Below are 15,052 nucleotides of genomic sequence, written 5' to 3' on the forward strand. Positions count from 1 at the left end.
GAACCCCCTTGTTCCGTCTCACGGAAAGGAACAGTCATGACTCAGAACAGACCGAACATCATCGTCGTCCAGGCCGACCAGATGGCGGCCCAGGCTCTCGGCGCGTACGGGGACCAGGCGGCGAAGACCCCGAACATCGATGCCCTCGCCGACGAGGGGGCGGTGTTCGATCGCGCGTACTGTAACACTCCGCTGTGCGCGCCCTCGCGTGCGTCGATGATGACCGGCCGCATGCCCTCGGCGATCGGTTGCTACGACAACGGGGACGACTTCGCGGCCTCCGAACCGACCTTCGCCCACCGGCTGCGGGCGAGCGGGTACCACACGGCCCTGATCGGGAGGATGCACTTCATCGGTCCGGACCAGCAGCACGGCTTCGAGGAGAGGCTGACCACGGACGTCTACCCGGCCGACCTCGACATGGTGCCCGACTGGAACCGCCCGCTGAAGGACCGGCTCCAGTGGTACCACGACGCCGACGCCGTGTTCACCGCCGGCGTCTCGAAGGCCACCGTGCAGCAGGACTTCGACGACGAGGTCGGGTTCCGCACCCTCCGCCACCTCAACGACAGGGCACGCGCCAACCAGGCCGCGGGGGAGAACCTGCCCTTCCTGATGGTCACCTCGTTCATCCACCCGCACGACCCGTACGAGCCGCCGCGCGAGCACTGGGACCGGTTCGCCGACAACGAGATCCCCGATCCGGCCCATCCCGAGGTTCCCGACCCCGAGCAGGATCCGCACAGCCACCGCCTGCGGGCGATGAGCGGGTTCGACGAACGCGATCCCGGTGTCGACGAGGTACGCAGGGCCCGCCGCGCGTACTACGCCGCGGTGAGCTACATCGACGACCACGTCGGCCGCATCCGCGAGCGCGTCGAGGAGCTCGGTCTCGCCGACGACACGGTCATCATCGTCACGAGCGACCACGGTGACATGCTGGGCGAGAAGGGCCTCTGGTACAAGATGTCACCGTACGAGCAGTCCTCGCGGGTACCGATGATCGTGTACGGACCCGAACACCTCGTGCCGAGGGGACGCTTCGCCAACGCGGTCTGCCTGCTCGACCTGATGCCCACCCTGCTGGAGCTCTCCGGGGCTCCCGGCGCGGACGACCAGGACGGGCGGTCACTGCTCGAGACCGCACGCAGGGAGCGCGCGGGCGAGGAGACCCCCGAGGACCGCGACATCGTGATCGAGTACCTCGCCGAGGGCACGCTGCGTCCCCAGCTGACGCTGGTGCGGGGGGACCTGAAGTACGTGCTGTGCCCCGGCGACCCGGAGCAGCTCTTCGACCTCTCGGTCGACCCGGACGAGCTGCGCAACCGCGCGTCGGACCCCGGGTACGAGGAGACCGTCCGGGAGATGCGGGCGACGTTGGAGGCACGGTACGACCTCCCCGGTCTGGAGTCCGAGGTGCTCGCGAGCCAGGCGGGCCGCCGTCTCGTCGCCGAGGCGTTGCAGAACGGGCGGGTGCGCCGTTGGGACTTCGATCCCGAGCCCGAGCAGCGCTACGTGCGCGGCGACTTCTGGGGTGCGCTCGGCTACGGGAAGATCGCCGACCCGTCGAGGTGAGCCCCGCGCGGGCCGGGCTCGCCACCTCGTGGTGGGCCCGGCCCGGCGCCGCGTGTGCGCGAAGGGGCGTTGGTGAGGCGGTGCACCCGCTCCTTGGACCGGCCGGTCGTGACGGTCACCAGTCGTCGTCAAGCGGGCCGACGAGCGTCCCACCAGCGATCCCGGCGAAGAAGGAGGCGAACAGGATCTCCATGGCGGTCCCGGCCCCGCCGACCGCACCCCGCCACGGCACCGTTCGGCGACGGTCTGGTCGGTCCGCACCGCTCGAACACCGAGAACCGGACCCGGACATCACCACCACCTCGGCAGAGCCCGGTCCCACCTCCGGCAGCGGTACCAGTCGGAGGTGCGCCTCAGGCCGTCCTCGAACGACACCCGGGGCCGAAAACCCAGTTCCTCGAAGATCTTCGTCGCGTCGACCGCGTAACGCCGGTCGTGCCCCTTGCGGTCCGGTACGTACTCGATCCTCTCCCGACCGGTTCCGAAGCGGTCCAGCAGCCGCCGCACCAGCTCCAGGTTGGTCATCGCCTCCGTACCGCCGATGTTGTAGATCCCGCCCCGGGTGCCGGAGGAGCGTACGGCCTCCAGCGCCCGGACGTGGTCGTCCACGTACAACCAGTCGCGCGTGTGCCGCCCGTCCCCGTAGATCGGCAGGTTCCCGCCCTCCAGGAGCCTGGTCAGCAGGACCGGGATGAGCTTCTCCGGGTACTGGCGCGGCCCGAAGTTGTTCGCGCAGCGGGTGACGCGCACGTCCAGGTCGTGGGGTGCGGGCGTAGGAGAGGGCGGCCAGGTCGGCGGAGGCCTTGGAGGCGGAGTAGGGCGAACTCGGGCGCAACGCCGCGTTCTCGTCGGCGGCCCCCTCCGCCAGGGAACCGTAGACCTCGTCCGTCGAGACCTGGAGGAAGAGCTCCGTGCCGTGGCGGACGGCCGCGTCGAGGAGGGTCTGCGTGCCGAGGACGTTGGTGCGCACGAACGCGCCGCCGTCCCGGATCGACCGGTCCACGTGGGACTCGGCGGCGGCCCTCGCCGTCTCCCTGACCGTGTGGCACCGGGGACTCGCCACCCACGAGATGACCGGGAGTTGAGCCTGATGACACAGCACACGGACCCCTCGGCCGGACCGGCCCCGTTCCCCGCGGGCGCGGAGGAGGTGGTGGACCAGGCCGAACTCGCGGACTCGGGTGTCCGGGTCCTCGTCCTCGCCGAACCCTCGGGCGCGTACACCTGGCGGCTCGTACCGTCGGATGACGGCCGGAGCCCCGGAGAACCCGACGCGTCCCGCGTCGACTCCGCGGTCGTGGAACTGCTGAGGGCCCGGCGCCGCGTCCCCACGAGACGCGGAGGCGTGATCGAGTTCCGCGCGGGGGCGATCCCCTCGGGAGGGACGCGCCCCAGGAGGTTCGATCGGCAACCGTCGTCCAACTCCCTCACCCTGGTGAATGTCTCCGGAACCGCCTACGTCCACAAGAGGTACCGGCGGATCAGCCCGCCCGTCCGGGAAGCCACGCGGCGCGGGAGCTGCGCGGCGAGATCGTGCGGCAGCGGCTGTTCCTAGCCGTCCGGGCGGACCCGATGCCGCGGGCGGGGTTCGACGAGGTCGTCGCCGCGCACGACCGACAGCACGGCACCGACCACCGGAGGACGCTCCTGTCCTACCTGAGGAACTTCGGGGACGTCCGGGGCGTGGGCTCGGAGTCGACGCTCCACGAGAACACGGTGCGTAAGCGGGTTCGGCGCGCCCGGGAACTGTTCGGGTTCCTCCTGGACAACCCGACGCGCCGGTTGCTGCTGGAGTTGGAACTCGGGGCGGGTGTGACGGAGACCCGTGTCGGAAGTTCCGGTGGGTGCTCCGGTCCCCTGCTCAGCGGCACTGTGCGTCGATGTACCCCTGGAAGTCCGGGAACTCCTCCCGGGCACGCCTGAGGATCTCCTCCGGGGCGCGGCGGCCGTCGGGGGCGTGCCGCCGGGCGACCTCCAGGACGTCGGGGTCGGGCGCACAGGGTTCGTCGCTCCACCCCATGACCTCCCACGGCCCGTACCCCTGGGCCACCAGCCACAGGAACGCCCCGACGTCGGAAGCCATGACCGCGAGGTCCCCCTCCGACCCGAGGAAGACCACGGGCTGTTCGGTCAGGGGGCGCCCCTCACGGACCAGCCACAGGCCGGTGTAGCCGCCCGCGCCCTCCATGCCGAAGAAGCGGAACCCGCCTCCGGCGGCCTCCTCGTTCCCGGTCCACAACCGGTACCACCACGCGGTCTCGTCGGGGTGCTCGAACGCCTCGTACATCTCGAAGTCCATGTCGCGGACGCCATGGGTCCTCCTGAGGTCCTCCAACATCGGAGGGAGGGAGAGATCAGTCATGGATGGACGGTAGCGCCCCGTGCGGACATCCGCCCAGGAACGGTCGGCACCGGAACCCGCCGGGGTACTCGACGTACGGGAACCCTCCTCCTTCCGGGAGTCCCTACTCGGCGACGTACGCGTCATCACCTTCCGTGCGGGCACACGGGTCGGGGAGAGGGCGGTGGCCACCATGATCCTGGTCGATGGCGTGCCCGGTGTGGAGGCGACGGGAAAGGGCCAGTCTGCGCCGTTCACGGTCGACTTCGACGACGACCACCGAGAGTTCCTCACCGACCCGGACCACCTCCTCCGGAGCCTCCACCGGCGCCTCCGTCAGCTCCCGCAGGTGCACCAGGCCCTCGACGCCGTCGGCCACCTCGACGAAGACACCGAACGGCACCAGCTTGGTGACGCGTCCGCGCAGTACCCGTCCCTCCCGCACCATGGCGGAGAACTCCTGGAAGGGATCGGGCCGCATCGCCTTCAGCGACAGCCGGGCCTCACCGTTCGTCGTGTCGAAATCGAGGAACTCGCATGAGACGCGCTGACCGACCCGGACGACGTCCGAGGCCGCCTCGAAGCGCCGCCAGGACAACTCGGCGTACGAGACGAACCCGACGCCGGGGAAGGTGGGGTGGGCGGGCCCCTCGTCCAACGCCACGAACACGCCGAAGGACTCGATCGACGCGATCACGCCGGACGGGACCTCGCCGCGGTGGAGCTCTTTGAGGAACGCCCACAGTTCCGGGTTCTCCGTGGCGGCCGTCGACAGCCGGATCCGGCCCGCTTCCCGGTCGACGGCGATCACCTCGGCCGTGACACGCTGCCCGACCTCCATGTCCCCGGCGGCGGCCGCGAACCGGACCCAGGACATGTCCAACGATCCGATCTCCCCCAGTGAACGCCCGGGGAATCCGTCCAGGGCCACTGCCACGGCACCGTTGCGGTTCACCCCGGTGACGGTCCCGCCGTGGTGGTCACCAACGTGAACCGTCGCCAGAAAAGCCTGGGCGGCCCGATCGTTCGACGCTTCGTCCATGACTCCCCAGCAGTCGTGGTCGGCGCGACCCCGTTGGTGGGCGTGCGGGTCACCACCCCGCACCGGCCGGGGGACGAGCCGAAGGAGTAGGTGATCCGCACCCACCGCGACCGCACGGGCGGGGAGCGCGGCCCGGGCCAGCGTCGAGCACCGGCCCGGGCCGCTCCCCAGGATCAGACCACCCCGGAACCGGGGTCGAGCCGTCCCAGAACCGCCGACATCCTCTCCCTGGTCCCCGCGTGCGGCTCCTCGGCCTCGGCCAGGCGGAGCACGGACACCGCCTCCGCGGAAAGTGGTCCCTCCCGCCACTCCTCCAAGGCGCTGACCGCCGCCGCACGCGCCCCGACGCAGCGGTTGCGCAGACCGGTACGGAGGAGCGGCCAGCCCGAACCCGGAGTCCGGGCCAGGCAGTGCAGGACGCTCTCCAGGGCTCGGTCGTCCTCGTACCCGGGTCCCACCGACGACGCCTCGGACGGTCCCGTCGCCAGCTCCTCGAGCGGCAGCAGCGCCTGTGCGAGCTCCACCAGGTCGTCCACGTGTTCCCGATCGGCCCAGCGGAAGGCCCAGTGCCAGGCGAGGGAGTCCCTCGGCCTGACGCGCAGACGCCGAAGGACGTCGTCGAACGACCGCAGTCCCAGGCCGTCGGCCGCCCACAGCGCGGCACCGAAATCCTCCCCCTCGGGCTCGGCCAGGTGCACGCGGACCGTTTCCTCCCATTCCGGGCGCTCCAGGATCCGCGCGAGCCGTCGGCCGATCCGGGCCACCTCGTCGGCGGGGCGCCCCAGGCCTCCGGGCTCGCCGAGCAGGTGGTCGCGGATTCTCACCAGGTCGGTGAGTCGTCCCAGGGTGGCGGGCGCGGCGTCGAGCAGCTCGGCGTAGCGTTCGAGCGCGTCGAACGCGTCCGGATAGTCCGCCAGCCCCGCGGCCGGACCGCCCTCGGACACCGCCATGGCGCCGAGGATGCCGCCCGCGCCGTCGAGCAGCGCGTCATCCACCGTCCCTCCCGCTCCGTCACCGGCGAGTGCCTCCAGCAGTCCGCCGTTCACCGCGGCGAAGTGGGCGAGGTACTCGTCCATGACCCCGTTGCGGAACCCCTCACGCAGCAGCCACGCCCGGATGTCGGGGTCGGTGACGCCCTCCAGCCGCTTCACCGCGTGGATCCGGCCCCATCCGGTGGCCCGCCGGGCGAGACGGAACAGGTCCGGTTCGGGGTCGGGTACGGCGCGCCGCAGCGCTACCGCCGCGTAGAGGGCGAACTCGTCCAGGGATCCGAGCAGAACCAACAGGTCCCGTTCGCGTTCGTCTCCGCACAGGCCCAACAGCGCCAGCGCGATCTTGACCGCGTCGCGGTGGGTACCGTGCTCGGCCGTCCACCGGGCGAGCACCCGCGTGCGGCGACGGGACACCTCGCGCGCCGCGAGCGGCTCGAGGAGGTGGTCGACGACGGTCAGGGCGTCGGTCTCGGCGAGCGCGTCGTGGAAGCGCTGCGCCGCGGCGGTGTCAGGGGGCGCCTCCACGGTCCGGGCGATGAGCCCGGCCAGCGCCTCGGCCCGATCGGACTCCGCGTCGATCCCGAAGTGGTGGGTGCGGATCCCGTCGAGGACGACGCTGCTCATCATGGCGTTGGCCCAGTCGGGAGGGTCGTCGGGGAACGGCCGACCGCCGTCGGGCCAGGGGGGTTCGCCGTACTCGGCGAAGAGGGAGGTGATGTGGTGAAGGAAGGTGGACCGTCCGTCAGCGGGTGCGCCGAGGGTCCACTCGGGGGCGCTCAAAGGCCCGGGCGGAGGCCGCCCTTCCGTACGGAGTGAATCATCATGACGACCAGGATGGCCTGTTCCGTTCCCCGGCGCAAGGGCGGATCCGTCCGACCGTGCGCGCCCAGCGGCACCGCCACGAACACCGGGTTTGGCGCACCGGCCTGTCGGGCAGTGGGTCCCCGACCACAGGCGACTACCAGGAGTGACCAATGAGTACAGCGAGCGAGATGGTGGACACCTACCCGGCGAGCCTGGGAGACGTGGACCGGGAGAAGCTGATCCGGTGCATCGAGGAGTGCTTCGTCTGCGCCCAGGCCTGCACGGCCTGCGCCGACGCCTGTCTCAGCGAGGACCGGGTGTCGGAGCTGCGCAAGTGCATCCGGGCCAACAGTGACTGCGCCGACATCTGCCTCACGACCGGCCGGGTGCTGTCCCGCCACACCGGTTACGACGCCAACATCACCCGCGCGGTACTCCAGGCGTGCATGCAGGCGTGCAAGAGCTGTGGGGACGAGTGCGCCAGTCACGCCGACCGCCACGACCACTGCCGGATCTGCGCCGACGCCTGCCGACGCTGCGAGCAGGCCTGCGAGGACCTGCTCGCCGCTCTGGGGTGACCGGGAGGAACACGTCCGGGGCGGTCCTCGCCGCTCGGCCACCCTCCGGGTGGATCGCCGTCGGAGGGGGCGCGGCGACCGTTGCCAGAGACTGGGCATGAGCCGCCCATGCCCGGTCGAACGCCCCAGGCGGTCCTGGGCGTCCTGGTCCACCCCACTCACCGGCGCTCCTCCGCGCCCTCGGGAGCGCCCAGACGCCCCAACAGCGGTACGAAGCGGCCGGTGCGCGCGGCGTAGGCGCGGTAGACGGTGCCGTGGGTACGCAGCAGGTACGGCTCCTCGACCATCCGCACCTGCACCTGGACCGCGACGACCAGGGACAGCAGGGCCGCGGCCGGGATCGGGCCGGGCAGTACCAGCACCATTCCGGCGAGCACGAGGACCATCCCGGTGAAGACGGGATTGCGGGCGAGGGAGAAGAGCCCACCGGTGACCAGATCGGTGCGCTCCCCCTCCTCCACCCCGACCCGCCAGGAGTCGCCCATACCCGCCTGCGCGGCCAGGACCAGCAGCAGCCCCGCGACCATGACCCCGATCCCGGACCAGCCCGTGAGGGGTGAACGGCCGGCGGCTCCGGCGGCGATCGCCGCCACGGGTNGGCGGCGAACAGGACCGTCCCCCACCAGGAGGCGGTGAACGGCCTGGTGCGGGGACGGCGGAACCGGGTGTCGCCGGTGGCCCGCCAGGCCAGGAGGCTGCGGACCCCGAACACCAGGAACAGTCCGGCCAGGTAGAGCAGGAGTGCGATGGCGCTCATGTCCGCTCCGGCGTCCGCGCGGCGTGCGCGTCCGAGGTCACGGGAGGGGAGGCGGTGGTCGGGGTACGGCGCCCGGCGCGCACCCCGTTGGCGATGACCAGGACCTCGGCCAGCTCGTGGGTGAGGATGACCGCCGCCAGACCCAGCACCCCGAACGCGGACAGCGGGATGAGGACCAGCAGGATGGCCCCCGACAGCAGCAGGCTCTGGAGCATGATCCGCCGGGCGCGGCGGGCGTGGGCCAGTGCCCGGGGCAGCACCCGCAGGTCCTCCCCCATGAGGGCGACGTCGGCGGTCTCGATCGCGACGTCGGTACCCATGGCGCCCATGGCCACTCCCGTGTCGGCCGTGGCCAGGGCCGGAGCGTCGTTGACGCCGTCGCCGACCATCGCCACCGGCCCGTGGCGACGCAGACCGGTGACCAGGGTCGACTTGTCCTCGGGGCGCAGGTCGGCGTGGACCTCGTCGACACCGACCCGTGCGGCCAGGGCGCGGGCGGTGCGCTCGTTGTCCCCGGTGAGCATCACGGTGCGCACGCCCATGCGGTGCAGGGCGGTGACCGCCTCAGCGGCCTCGGGGCGCAGCTCGTCGCGGATCGCGACGGCGCCGACCAGGCGGCCGTCGGCCTCGATCAGGACGGTGGTGGCGCCCTGTTCCTGGAGGCGGGCGACCTCCGGTGCCAGCGGCCCGGGGTCGACGTAGCCGGGACGGCCCAACCGCAGGGGCGTGCCGTCGGCCGAGGTGCCGGTCAGGCCGCTTCCGGTCACCGCCTCCACGTCCCGGGCGGGCGCGGGGTCGGGGTGTGCGGCCAGGATCGCGGCGGCCAGCGGATGCTCGCTGCGCGCCTCCAGCGCGGCGGCCAGGGCGAGGACCTCCTCGCGGGTGCGCCCGTGCGCGGGCGCGACGGCCACCACGGCGGGCGCGTTGCGGGTGAGGGTGCCGGTCTTGTCCAGGGCGACCACCCGCACCGTTCCGAACGCCTCCAGGGCGGCCCCGCCCTTGACGAGCACGCCCGACCGGCTCGCCGCGCCGATCGCGGCGACCACGGTGACCGGGACGGCGATGGCGAAGGCGCACGGGGAGGCGGCCACCAGCACCACCAGGGCGCGCTCGACCCACACCCCCGGGTCACCGAACAGGGACCCGACGGCGGCGATCAGGAACGCGGCGACGAGGATCCCCGGCACCAGGGGACGGGCGATCCGGGCGGCCAGGCGCTGGGCGGCGCCCTTGCGGGCCTGTTCGCGCTCGACGATGTGCACGACGCGGGACAGGGAGTTGTCGGCCACCCGGGCGGTGACCCCGACCTCCAGGGCGCCGCCGCCGTTGACGGTCCCGGCGAACACCCCGGTTCCCTCGGCGGCCTCGACGGGGACGGACTCGCCGGTGACGGTGGAGGTGTCCACGGTGGAGCGTCCCGAGCGGACGAGGCCGTCGGTGGCGATCCGCTCGCCGGGCCGGATCAGGAGCAGGTCCCCGACGTCGAGCTCGGAGGGGTCGACGGTGACCTCGCGGCCGTCGCGCAGCACGGTGGCCCGGGGCGGAACCAGGTCGAGCAGGGCGCGCAGCCCGTGGCGGGTACGGGCCACGGCGTGGTCCTCCAGGGCCTCGGCCAGGGAGAACAGGAAGGCGAGCATGGCGGCCTCGCCCACCTCGCCGAGCAGGACCGCACCGGCCATGGCCACGGTCATCAGCGTGCCCACGCCCAGCTTCCCCCGGACCAGGGCGCGCAGGGTGCCGGGGACGAAGGTCCACCCGCCCGCCGCGACCGCACCGGCGAACAGCGCGGTCGGCAGGACCGGGACCTGCGTGAGCCAGCCGGTGAGCACTCCGGACAGCCACAGGACACCGGCCAGGCCCGCCCACCGGACGGTGGCCGAGTCCCACCACCTCCCCGGTGCCTCCTCCGGTTCGACCGCGGAGGCACCGCCGCAGGTGGGGTCACCGCACCCGTCGGCGTCGGCGGTCGCCCCGGCGGGCGTGTGGGCGTCGTCGGCAGCGTCCTGGCGGGGGCGTTCCTGGGTATCGCCGCCCGAGCAGCAGGAACACGTGTCCGGTGTGGAGGTCCGGGGGTTCGGTGCGGGTGTCGGGTTCAGCGGTGGGCGGCCCCGGCGGGGTTCGGGGGTCCCGTCGTCGCCGCAGCACAGGTCGGACACGGTTCAGCCCTCTCTCACGGCCGGTTCGGGTGCGGGGTCGGGCAGGAGCAGGGCCAGCAGGGCGTGTCCCGCGTCGGTGAGGCGGTACATGACGAGTTTGCCCTCGCGCCGGGAGGCGGCCAGTCCGGCGGTGCGCAGTTGTCGCGCGTGGTGGGAGACCAGATTCTGTGAGGAGGAGCAGACCCAGGCCAGGTCGCACACGCACAGCTCGTCGCCGACCGCCAGGGCGCGGGCGACGCGCAGCCGGGTGGGGTCGGCCAGGGCCCGGGCGCGGTCGGCGGCGAGCCGGACGTCCTCGTCGTCGGGCACCCGGGCACGGACCGCCTCGGCCTGGGGCAGGTCGAGGCAGAGGAGTTCACAGGAATCGGAAGTCATACCAACAAACTAACGTCCGTTGATATGTTGTGGCAACAGTGGTCCTCCGGCTCACTGGCTCCCGTCAGCGGGCCGCGTACGGAGTGGGGTGCCTTCCCGCTCCGCGGTGAAGGAGGTACGGCCGACCACGCGGACGGAACCACTCGGGCGGGCCCGTCTCCAGCCGCCGCTGGTCCGCCCAAGCCCCGTCGCACCGGCACACGGTCGCGGACCGGGCCACGGCCTGTCGGTGGACCCGATCGTGTTGACCTTCGAGTCGACTCGAAGGTCTACCTTGGGCGCATGGTGCTGATGCGGGTCTCCGAACTGGCCGAACGCTCCGGCGTGGCGGCCACCACACTGCGCTACTACGAGGAGCGCGGTCTGCTCCCGGCGCGACGGTCCCCGGCCGGGTACCGCCTCTACGACGAGCGAGCCCTGGACCGGCTCGCCTTCATCACCACCGCCAAACGCCTGGGCCTGGACCTGGACGAGGTCGGGGAGTTGACCGCGCTGTGGTCGGCCCAGCCCTGCTCGCGTGTCAGGGCCGCCCTGAGCCCACGCCTGGAGCAGCGCCTGGACCAGGCCCGTGCCCAGGCCGCCGAACTCGCGGACTTCCAGGCGCTGCTGCGCAGCGCCCACACCCGCCTCCAACAGTTGCCCGACCGCGACGCCCCCTGCGACCCGGGGTGCGCGTTCCTGACCGACCTGGCACCACCTGAACAGGGCGGACATCCTCGTTCCCTGCCCCTGGCCGACACCGGCGGCGCCACCTGCCTGTTGGAGCCCGACGACCACGAGCGCCGTCTGGACCGCTGGCGGGACCTGTTGGCGGAGGCCGCCTCGACCCCGCGCGCCCACGGCAGCTCCTGGAGCCTGCCCCTGGAGAAGGCCGGGCAGGTGGCCGAACTGGCCGCGGCCGAACAGCAGTGCTGCGCCTTCCTGGACCTGCGCATCGACTTCACCCCCCAACGGGTGCACCTGCACGTGGGCGTCCACCCCGACCACCGCCCCGACCCCGACTCCCCGGCCGGGCGGGCCGCCCGCCTGCTGGGCGCCCTCGGCCCCGCCAAGGAGAGCTGAACCGATGTCGTTGGCCGAACGCCTTCAGAGCCTGTTCGTGGCCCTGGCCGCCGTGGCCGGTCTGGCCGCGGGCCTGATACTGCCGATCGGCCCGGCGGCCGAACACGTGGTGCTGCCCGCCCTGCTGGTGATGCTCACCGCCGTGTTCGTGCAGATGGACGCCGCCCACGTGGGCGAGGTCAGGCGCGCCGGGACCCTGGTGGTCACCAGCCTGCTGCTCAACTTCGTCCTCACCCCGGCCCTGGCCTGGGCCCTGGGTGCCGGACTGCTCGGGGGCGCGCCGGACCTGCGCATCGGCCTGCTGTTGCTCCTGGTGACCCCGTGCACGGACTGGTACCTGGTCTTCACCGCGACGGCGCGCGGGCACACCGGTATCGCCGCGGCCCTGCTGCCGGTGAACCTGGTCCTCCAGCTCGTCCTGCTGCCGGTGTACGTGCTGCTGCTGGGCGGGCGGGCCGCGATGGTCGACACCGGAACGCTGGCCGGGTCGGTCCTGCTCGTCCTCGCCGTGCCCCTGGCGCTGGCCCTGGCGCTGCGGTGGGTCTCGGCCCGGTTCGGGGGCGCCGCCTGGCGCGAGCGCCACGTCACCGGACCGGCCGGGCACCTGGTGCTGCCGCTGCTGTACGCGGCCGTGTTCGCGATGTTCGCCTGGCAGGCCCGCACCGTCCTCGCGCACGGCGCCGACCTGCTCGCCCTGCTGGCGCCGCTGGCGGTCTTCTTCACCGCGCTTCCCCTGGTCGCCACCGGCCTGTCCCACCTGCTGGGCCTGCCTCCGGAACAGAGGGTCACGCTGACCATGACCACCACGGCCCGCAACTCGCCCATCGCGCTGGCCGTCGCGGTCGCGGCCTTCCCCGACCGCCCCCTGATCGCGGTCGCCCTCGTGGTCGGTCCGCTGGTGGAGCTGCCGGTGCTGGCCCTGCTCGCCCAACTGGTGCGCGTCCGGCGTCCCGCCGCCGCGAACACGACCGCACCGCTCCGAGGCACGCGGGGGCACGGAAGCGGGCGCTGACGTCCGCGCGCCCACCGCCACGGGGTTCACGCGACGATCCCCCGGCGGCTTCGTACCGGGTCCGGTCCGTTCGGGCATCGGTCCCCCTCCGAACGGCAAACAGCCCTCGGGGGTTGTGACAGGACCTCCCAGACGCCGGTACCGGGTGTCTACCGTGGTCGGACGGTGGGCCCCCGGGGAGCGCCCGCGCCCGAGGAGGGCGGCGGGGCCCACCCCGCGGTCCTACGAACACGAGGGGGAAACGATGCGCGGTGTTGTGATGTACGAGCCCGGCGACGTGCGGGTCGAGGAGCGCGAGGATCCGAGGATCATCGAACCCACCGACGCGGTCATCCGGCTCTCCGCGACCTGCATCTGCGGGTCGGACCTGTGGCCCTACCGGGGCGTCGAACCGGCCGACCACCAGGTGATGGGCCACGAGTACGTCGGCGTGGTCGAGGAGGTCGGCTCGGACGTGCGCGGTATCAGGGTCGGCGACTTCGTCGTCGGGTCGTTCGTCATCTCCGACAACACCTGTGAGATCTGCCGGGCGGGCTACCAGTCCAGGTGCGTGCACGCCTCCTTCGTGGCCCAGGCGATCGGCACCCAGTCCGAGCGCGCCCGCATCCCGTACGCGGACGGCACCCTGGTCCCCACGCCGGGGCAGCCGGACCCGGAGCTGATCCCCTCCCTGCTGGCGGTCTCCGACGTCCTCGGCACCGGCTGGTTCGCCGCCGACGCCGCCCAGGCGGGCCCGGGGAAGACCGTCGCGGTCGTCGGGGACGGCGCGGTGGGCCTCATGGGAGTGCTCGCCGCCAAGGAGCTCGGCGCGGAGCGGATCATCGCGATGTCCCGACACGCGGACCGTCAGGAACTCGCCCGCTTCTACGGCGCGACGGACATCGTCACCGAGCGCGGCGACGAGGGCGTGGAACGGGTCAGGGAACTGACCAACGGACTCGGCGCGCACAGCGTGATCGAGGCGGTCGGCACGCAGGAGTCGATGATGCAGGCCATCCGGTCGACCCGCCCCGGGGGCCACATGGGGTACGTGGGCGTCTCGCACAACGTGGAACTGTCCGGTGACGAGCTCTTCTTCAGCGCCGTGCACCTGCACGGCGGCCCCGCCCCGGTGCGCAGGTTCCTGCCCGACCTGATCCGGCGGGTCTGGGACCGCGAGATCGACCCCGGCAGGGTCTTCGACCTCAGCCTGCCCCTGGAGAAGGCCGCTGAGGGCTACAGGGCGATGGACGAGCGGCGCGCGATCAAGACGCTTCTCACTCTCTGAGCCCGCCCGGAGAGCACCCCGGCACGGGGCCCGGGAAGGGCCCCGTGCCGCGGCCGTCCGACGCACACGTCACACCGTGCACCCGTGTGGCCGGTGGCACCGTCCGCCGTGCTGGCCGCCAGCGCCCTCTAGCTGCCGTGCGGCAGGTCGGCGTCGGCACCGGTGTCGCCGTGCCCTCGGTCGTTCTCCTCCCGTGTGGCGGTGAGGGTGCCGAGCAGGGCGAAGGCGTCCGCCGAGGGGGTGCCGGGTTCGACGGTGTAGGTGACGATCCACAACCGGTCCTCCCCCGTGGGCTCGAACACGTCGAAGTTGACCTCGACGAGGCCGACGTCGGGGTGGCGGAACGACTTGGTGCCGGTGCGGTGGCTGTGGACGTTGTGGCGTGCCCAGTCCTGGGCGAAGACGGTGCTGCACGCCGACAGCTCCCCGATCAGCGCGGTGAGCTCCTTGTCGAGCGGGTTGCGTCCGGCTTCCAGGCGCATCATCGCGGCGGTGGTGCGCCGTGCCAGCGGCCAGTCGACGTAGTAGTCCCGGGCCCGGGGGTCCAGGAAGACGAACCGCGCCATGTTGGGCGGGCGCCGTCCGGTGTCGAAGTGCGGCGCGTACAGGGCCCGGCCCAGCCGGTTGGCGGCCACCAGGTCCTGGCGGGCGTTGTGGACGACCGCGGGGGTGTCCATCGAGTCGAGCATCCGCTGCACCGAGGGGCGCACCCCTCCGGCCGGGGGCCCGGCGGGGCGGGCGCGGGGGCCGGAGGCCGCGCGGGCGAGGTCGAACAGGTGGGCGCGCTCGACCTCGTCGAGCATCAGCGCCCGGGCGATCGCGTCCAGGACGCCGTCGGAGGCGCCCCTGATGTTGCCGCGTTCCAGGCGGGTGTAGTAGTCGATGCTGACCCCGGCGAGCATCGCGACCTCCTCGCGGCGCAGCCCGGGCACCCGGCGGTCGTCCCCGTAGGAGGGGATTCCGGCCTGCTGCGGTGTCACGCGGGCCCGCCTGCTGACCAGGAACTCGCGGACGGTCTTCTTGTCCATGACCCCAGGTTAGGCAGGGGGTCCACGGACTGGCAGGCCCTGCCGGACCCCCTCAGGCGGGGG

General features: G+C 72.7%; 16 protein-coding genes and 1 pseudogene. 8 read left to right on the forward strand and 9 right to left on the reverse strand.

Going from position 1 to position 15,052, the window contains the following annotated elements; genetic code table 11:
• The first annotated feature begins 36 nt into the window (after positions 1 to 36).
• Positions 37 to 1,575, forward strand: a complete 1,539-nt coding sequence (gene betC, locus D455_RS0102435) for a choline-sulfatase (protein ID WP_017569178.1) — start codon at positions 37 to 39, stop codon at positions 1,573 to 1,575.
• 291 nt (positions 1,576 to 1,866) lie between these two features.
• On the opposite strand, the gene D455_RS35775 is transcribed toward betC, so the two are convergent.
• The gene (locus tag D455_RS35775; RefSeq protein ID WP_017569180.1) at positions 1,867 to 2,325 is read right to left on the reverse strand and encodes a GDP-mannose 4,6-dehydratase; all 459 of its coding nucleotides are present in this window, start codon (positions 2,323 to 2,325) and stop codon (positions 1,867 to 1,869) included.
• Between the two features lie 73 nt (positions 2,326 to 2,398).
• Positions 2,399 to 2,578: pseudogene (locus D455_RS35780) on the reverse strand (GDP-mannose 4,6-dehydratase); the annotation flags it as partial.
• Here D455_RS35780 and D455_RS35030 point away from each other — a divergent pair.
• From D455_RS35030 to D455_RS36090, 3 genes are read left to right on the forward strand one after another with little or no spacing between them, the layout of a single operon-like run.
• Entirely contained in the window at positions 2,523 to 2,660 is a 138-nt protein-coding gene (locus D455_RS35030; RefSeq protein ID WP_241480142.1) for a hypothetical protein, read from the forward strand. The pseudogene D455_RS35780 and the gene D455_RS35030 sit on opposite strands and share 56 nt — an antisense overlap.
• A 5-nt stretch (positions 2,661 to 2,665) precedes the next feature.
• Positions 2,666 to 3,130, forward strand: a complete 465-nt coding sequence (locus D455_RS33610) for a hypothetical protein (protein ID WP_017569182.1) — start codon at positions 2,666 to 2,668, stop codon at positions 3,128 to 3,130.
• A gap of 17 nt (positions 3,131 to 3,147) precedes the next feature.
• Entirely contained in the window at positions 3,148 to 3,498 is a 351-nt protein-coding gene (locus D455_RS36090) for a helix-turn-helix domain-containing protein (RefSeq protein WP_152486983.1), read from the forward strand.
• On the opposite strand, the gene D455_RS0102455 is transcribed toward D455_RS36090, so the two are convergent.
• From D455_RS0102455 to D455_RS0102465, 3 genes are all read right to left on the reverse strand, one after another.
• Entirely contained in the window at positions 3,437 to 3,937 is a 501-nt protein-coding gene (locus D455_RS0102455) for a hypothetical protein (RefSeq protein ID WP_026122242.1), read from the reverse strand. The two genes, D455_RS36090 and D455_RS0102455, sit on opposite strands and share 62 nt — an antisense overlap.
• Positions 3,938 to 4,040: 103 nt before the next feature.
• Complete coding sequence (locus D455_RS28980; RefSeq protein WP_241480141.1) at positions 4,041 to 4,871, reverse strand: S1 RNA-binding domain-containing protein; 831 nt, start codon at positions 4,869 to 4,871, stop codon at positions 4,041 to 4,043.
• A gap of 260 nt (positions 4,872 to 5,131) precedes the next feature.
• The gene (locus D455_RS0102465) at positions 5,132 to 6,730 is read right to left on the reverse strand and encodes a hypothetical protein (protein ID WP_017569185.1); all 1,599 of its coding nucleotides are present in this window, start codon (positions 6,728 to 6,730) and stop codon (positions 5,132 to 5,134) included.
• A 194-nt stretch (positions 6,731 to 6,924) separates the two neighbouring features.
• On the opposite strand from D455_RS0102465, the gene D455_RS0102470 reads away from it, so the two are divergent.
• Positions 6,925 to 7,332, forward strand: coding sequence for a four-helix bundle copper-binding protein (locus D455_RS0102470; protein WP_026122244.1), 408 nt, complete (start codon positions 6,925 to 6,927; stop codon positions 7,330 to 7,332).
• A 158-nt stretch (positions 7,333 to 7,490) separates the two neighbouring features.
• On the opposite strand, the gene D455_RS28985 is transcribed toward D455_RS0102470, so the two are convergent.
• The 3 genes from D455_RS28985 to D455_RS0102485 all read right to left on the reverse strand — a co-directional run bounded on the left by D455_RS28985 (position 7,491) and on the right by D455_RS0102485 (position 10,620).
• Complete coding sequence (locus D455_RS28985) at positions 7,491 to 7,925, reverse strand: methyltransferase family protein (RefSeq protein WP_017569187.1); 435 nt, start codon at positions 7,923 to 7,925, stop codon at positions 7,491 to 7,493.
• Between the two features lie 160 nt (positions 7,926 to 8,085).
• Positions 8,086 to 10,245, reverse strand: a complete 2,160-nt coding sequence (locus D455_RS0102480; RefSeq protein ID WP_017569188.1) for a heavy metal translocating P-type ATPase — start codon at positions 10,243 to 10,245, stop codon at positions 8,086 to 8,088.
• A gap of 3 nt (positions 10,246 to 10,248) precedes the next feature.
• Positions 10,249 to 10,620, reverse strand: coding sequence for an ArsR/SmtB family transcription factor (locus D455_RS0102485; protein WP_017569189.1), 372 nt, complete (start codon positions 10,618 to 10,620; stop codon positions 10,249 to 10,251).
• A 282-nt stretch (positions 10,621 to 10,902) separates the two neighbouring features.
• Here D455_RS0102485 and D455_RS0102490 point away from each other — a divergent pair, with 282 nt between their 5' ends.
• The 3 genes from D455_RS0102490 to D455_RS0102500 all read left to right on the forward strand — a co-directional run bounded on the left by D455_RS0102490 (position 10,903) and on the right by D455_RS0102500 (position 13,961).
• Entirely contained in the window at positions 10,903 to 11,682 is a 780-nt protein-coding gene (locus D455_RS0102490; RefSeq protein WP_017569190.1) for a MerR family transcriptional regulator, read from the forward strand.
• 4 nt (positions 11,683 to 11,686) lie between these two features.
• Positions 11,687 to 12,694 (forward strand): arsenic resistance protein, encoded by a 1,008-nt coding sequence (locus tag D455_RS0102495; protein WP_017569191.1) that lies wholly within the window; start codon positions 11,687 to 11,689, stop codon positions 12,692 to 12,694.
• A gap of 244 nt (positions 12,695 to 12,938) precedes the next feature.
• Positions 12,939 to 13,961 carry a zinc-dependent alcohol dehydrogenase family protein gene (locus D455_RS0102500; protein ID WP_083922106.1) on the forward strand — a complete coding sequence of 341 codons (1,023 nt, stop codon included), beginning with the start codon at positions 12,939 to 12,941 and terminating at the stop codon, positions 13,959 to 13,961.
• A gap of 128 nt (positions 13,962 to 14,089) precedes the next feature.
• Here the strand turns inward: D455_RS0102500 and D455_RS0102505 are convergent, their stop codons facing one another.
• Complete coding sequence (locus tag D455_RS0102505; RefSeq protein ID WP_017569193.1) at positions 14,090 to 14,989, reverse strand: helix-turn-helix transcriptional regulator; 900 nt, start codon at positions 14,987 to 14,989, stop codon at positions 14,090 to 14,092.
• Between the last annotated feature and the right edge of the window lie 63 nt (positions 14,990 to 15,052).

Origin of the sequence: Nocardiopsis halotolerans DSM 44410, assembly GCF_000341065.1 — a bacterium.
GTDB classification, from domain to species: domain Bacteria; phylum Actinomycetota; class Actinomycetes; order Streptosporangiales; family Streptosporangiaceae; genus Nocardiopsis; species Nocardiopsis halotolerans.

Coding starts and splice junctions, on each gene's coding strand:
- betC (WP_017569178.1), top strand. CDS start 37: ATGACTCAGAACAGACCGAACATCATCGTCGTCCAGGCCGACCAGATG.
- D455_RS33610 (WP_017569182.1), top strand. CDS start 2,666: ATGACACAGCACACGGACCCCTCGGCCGGACCGGCCCCGTTCCCCGCG.
- D455_RS36090 (WP_152486983.1), top strand. CDS start 3,148: ATGCCGCGGGCGGGGTTCGACGAGGTCGTCGCCGCGCACGACCGACAG.
- D455_RS0102455 (WP_026122242.1), bottom strand. CDS start 3,937: ATGACTGATCTCTCCCTCCCTCCGATGTTGGAGGACCTCAGGAGGACC.
- D455_RS0102470 (WP_026122244.1), top strand. CDS start 6,925: ATGAGTACAGCGAGCGAGATGGTGGACACCTACCCGGCGAGCCTGGGA.
- D455_RS0102485 (WP_017569189.1), bottom strand. CDS start 10,620: ATGACTTCCGATTCCTGTGAACTCCTCTGCCTCGACCTGCCCCAGGCC.
- D455_RS0102490 (WP_017569190.1), top strand. CDS start 10,903: ATGGTGCTGATGCGGGTCTCCGAACTGGCCGAACGCTCCGGCGTGGCG.
- D455_RS0102495 (WP_017569191.1), top strand. CDS start 11,687: ATGTCGTTGGCCGAACGCCTTCAGAGCCTGTTCGTGGCCCTGGCCGCC.
- D455_RS0102500 (WP_083922106.1), top strand. CDS start 12,939: ATGCGCGGTGTTGTGATGTACGAGCCCGGCGACGTGCGGGTCGAGGAG.
- D455_RS0102505 (WP_017569193.1), bottom strand. CDS start 14,989: ATGGACAAGAAGACCGTCCGCGAGTTCCTGGTCAGCAGGCGGGCCCGC.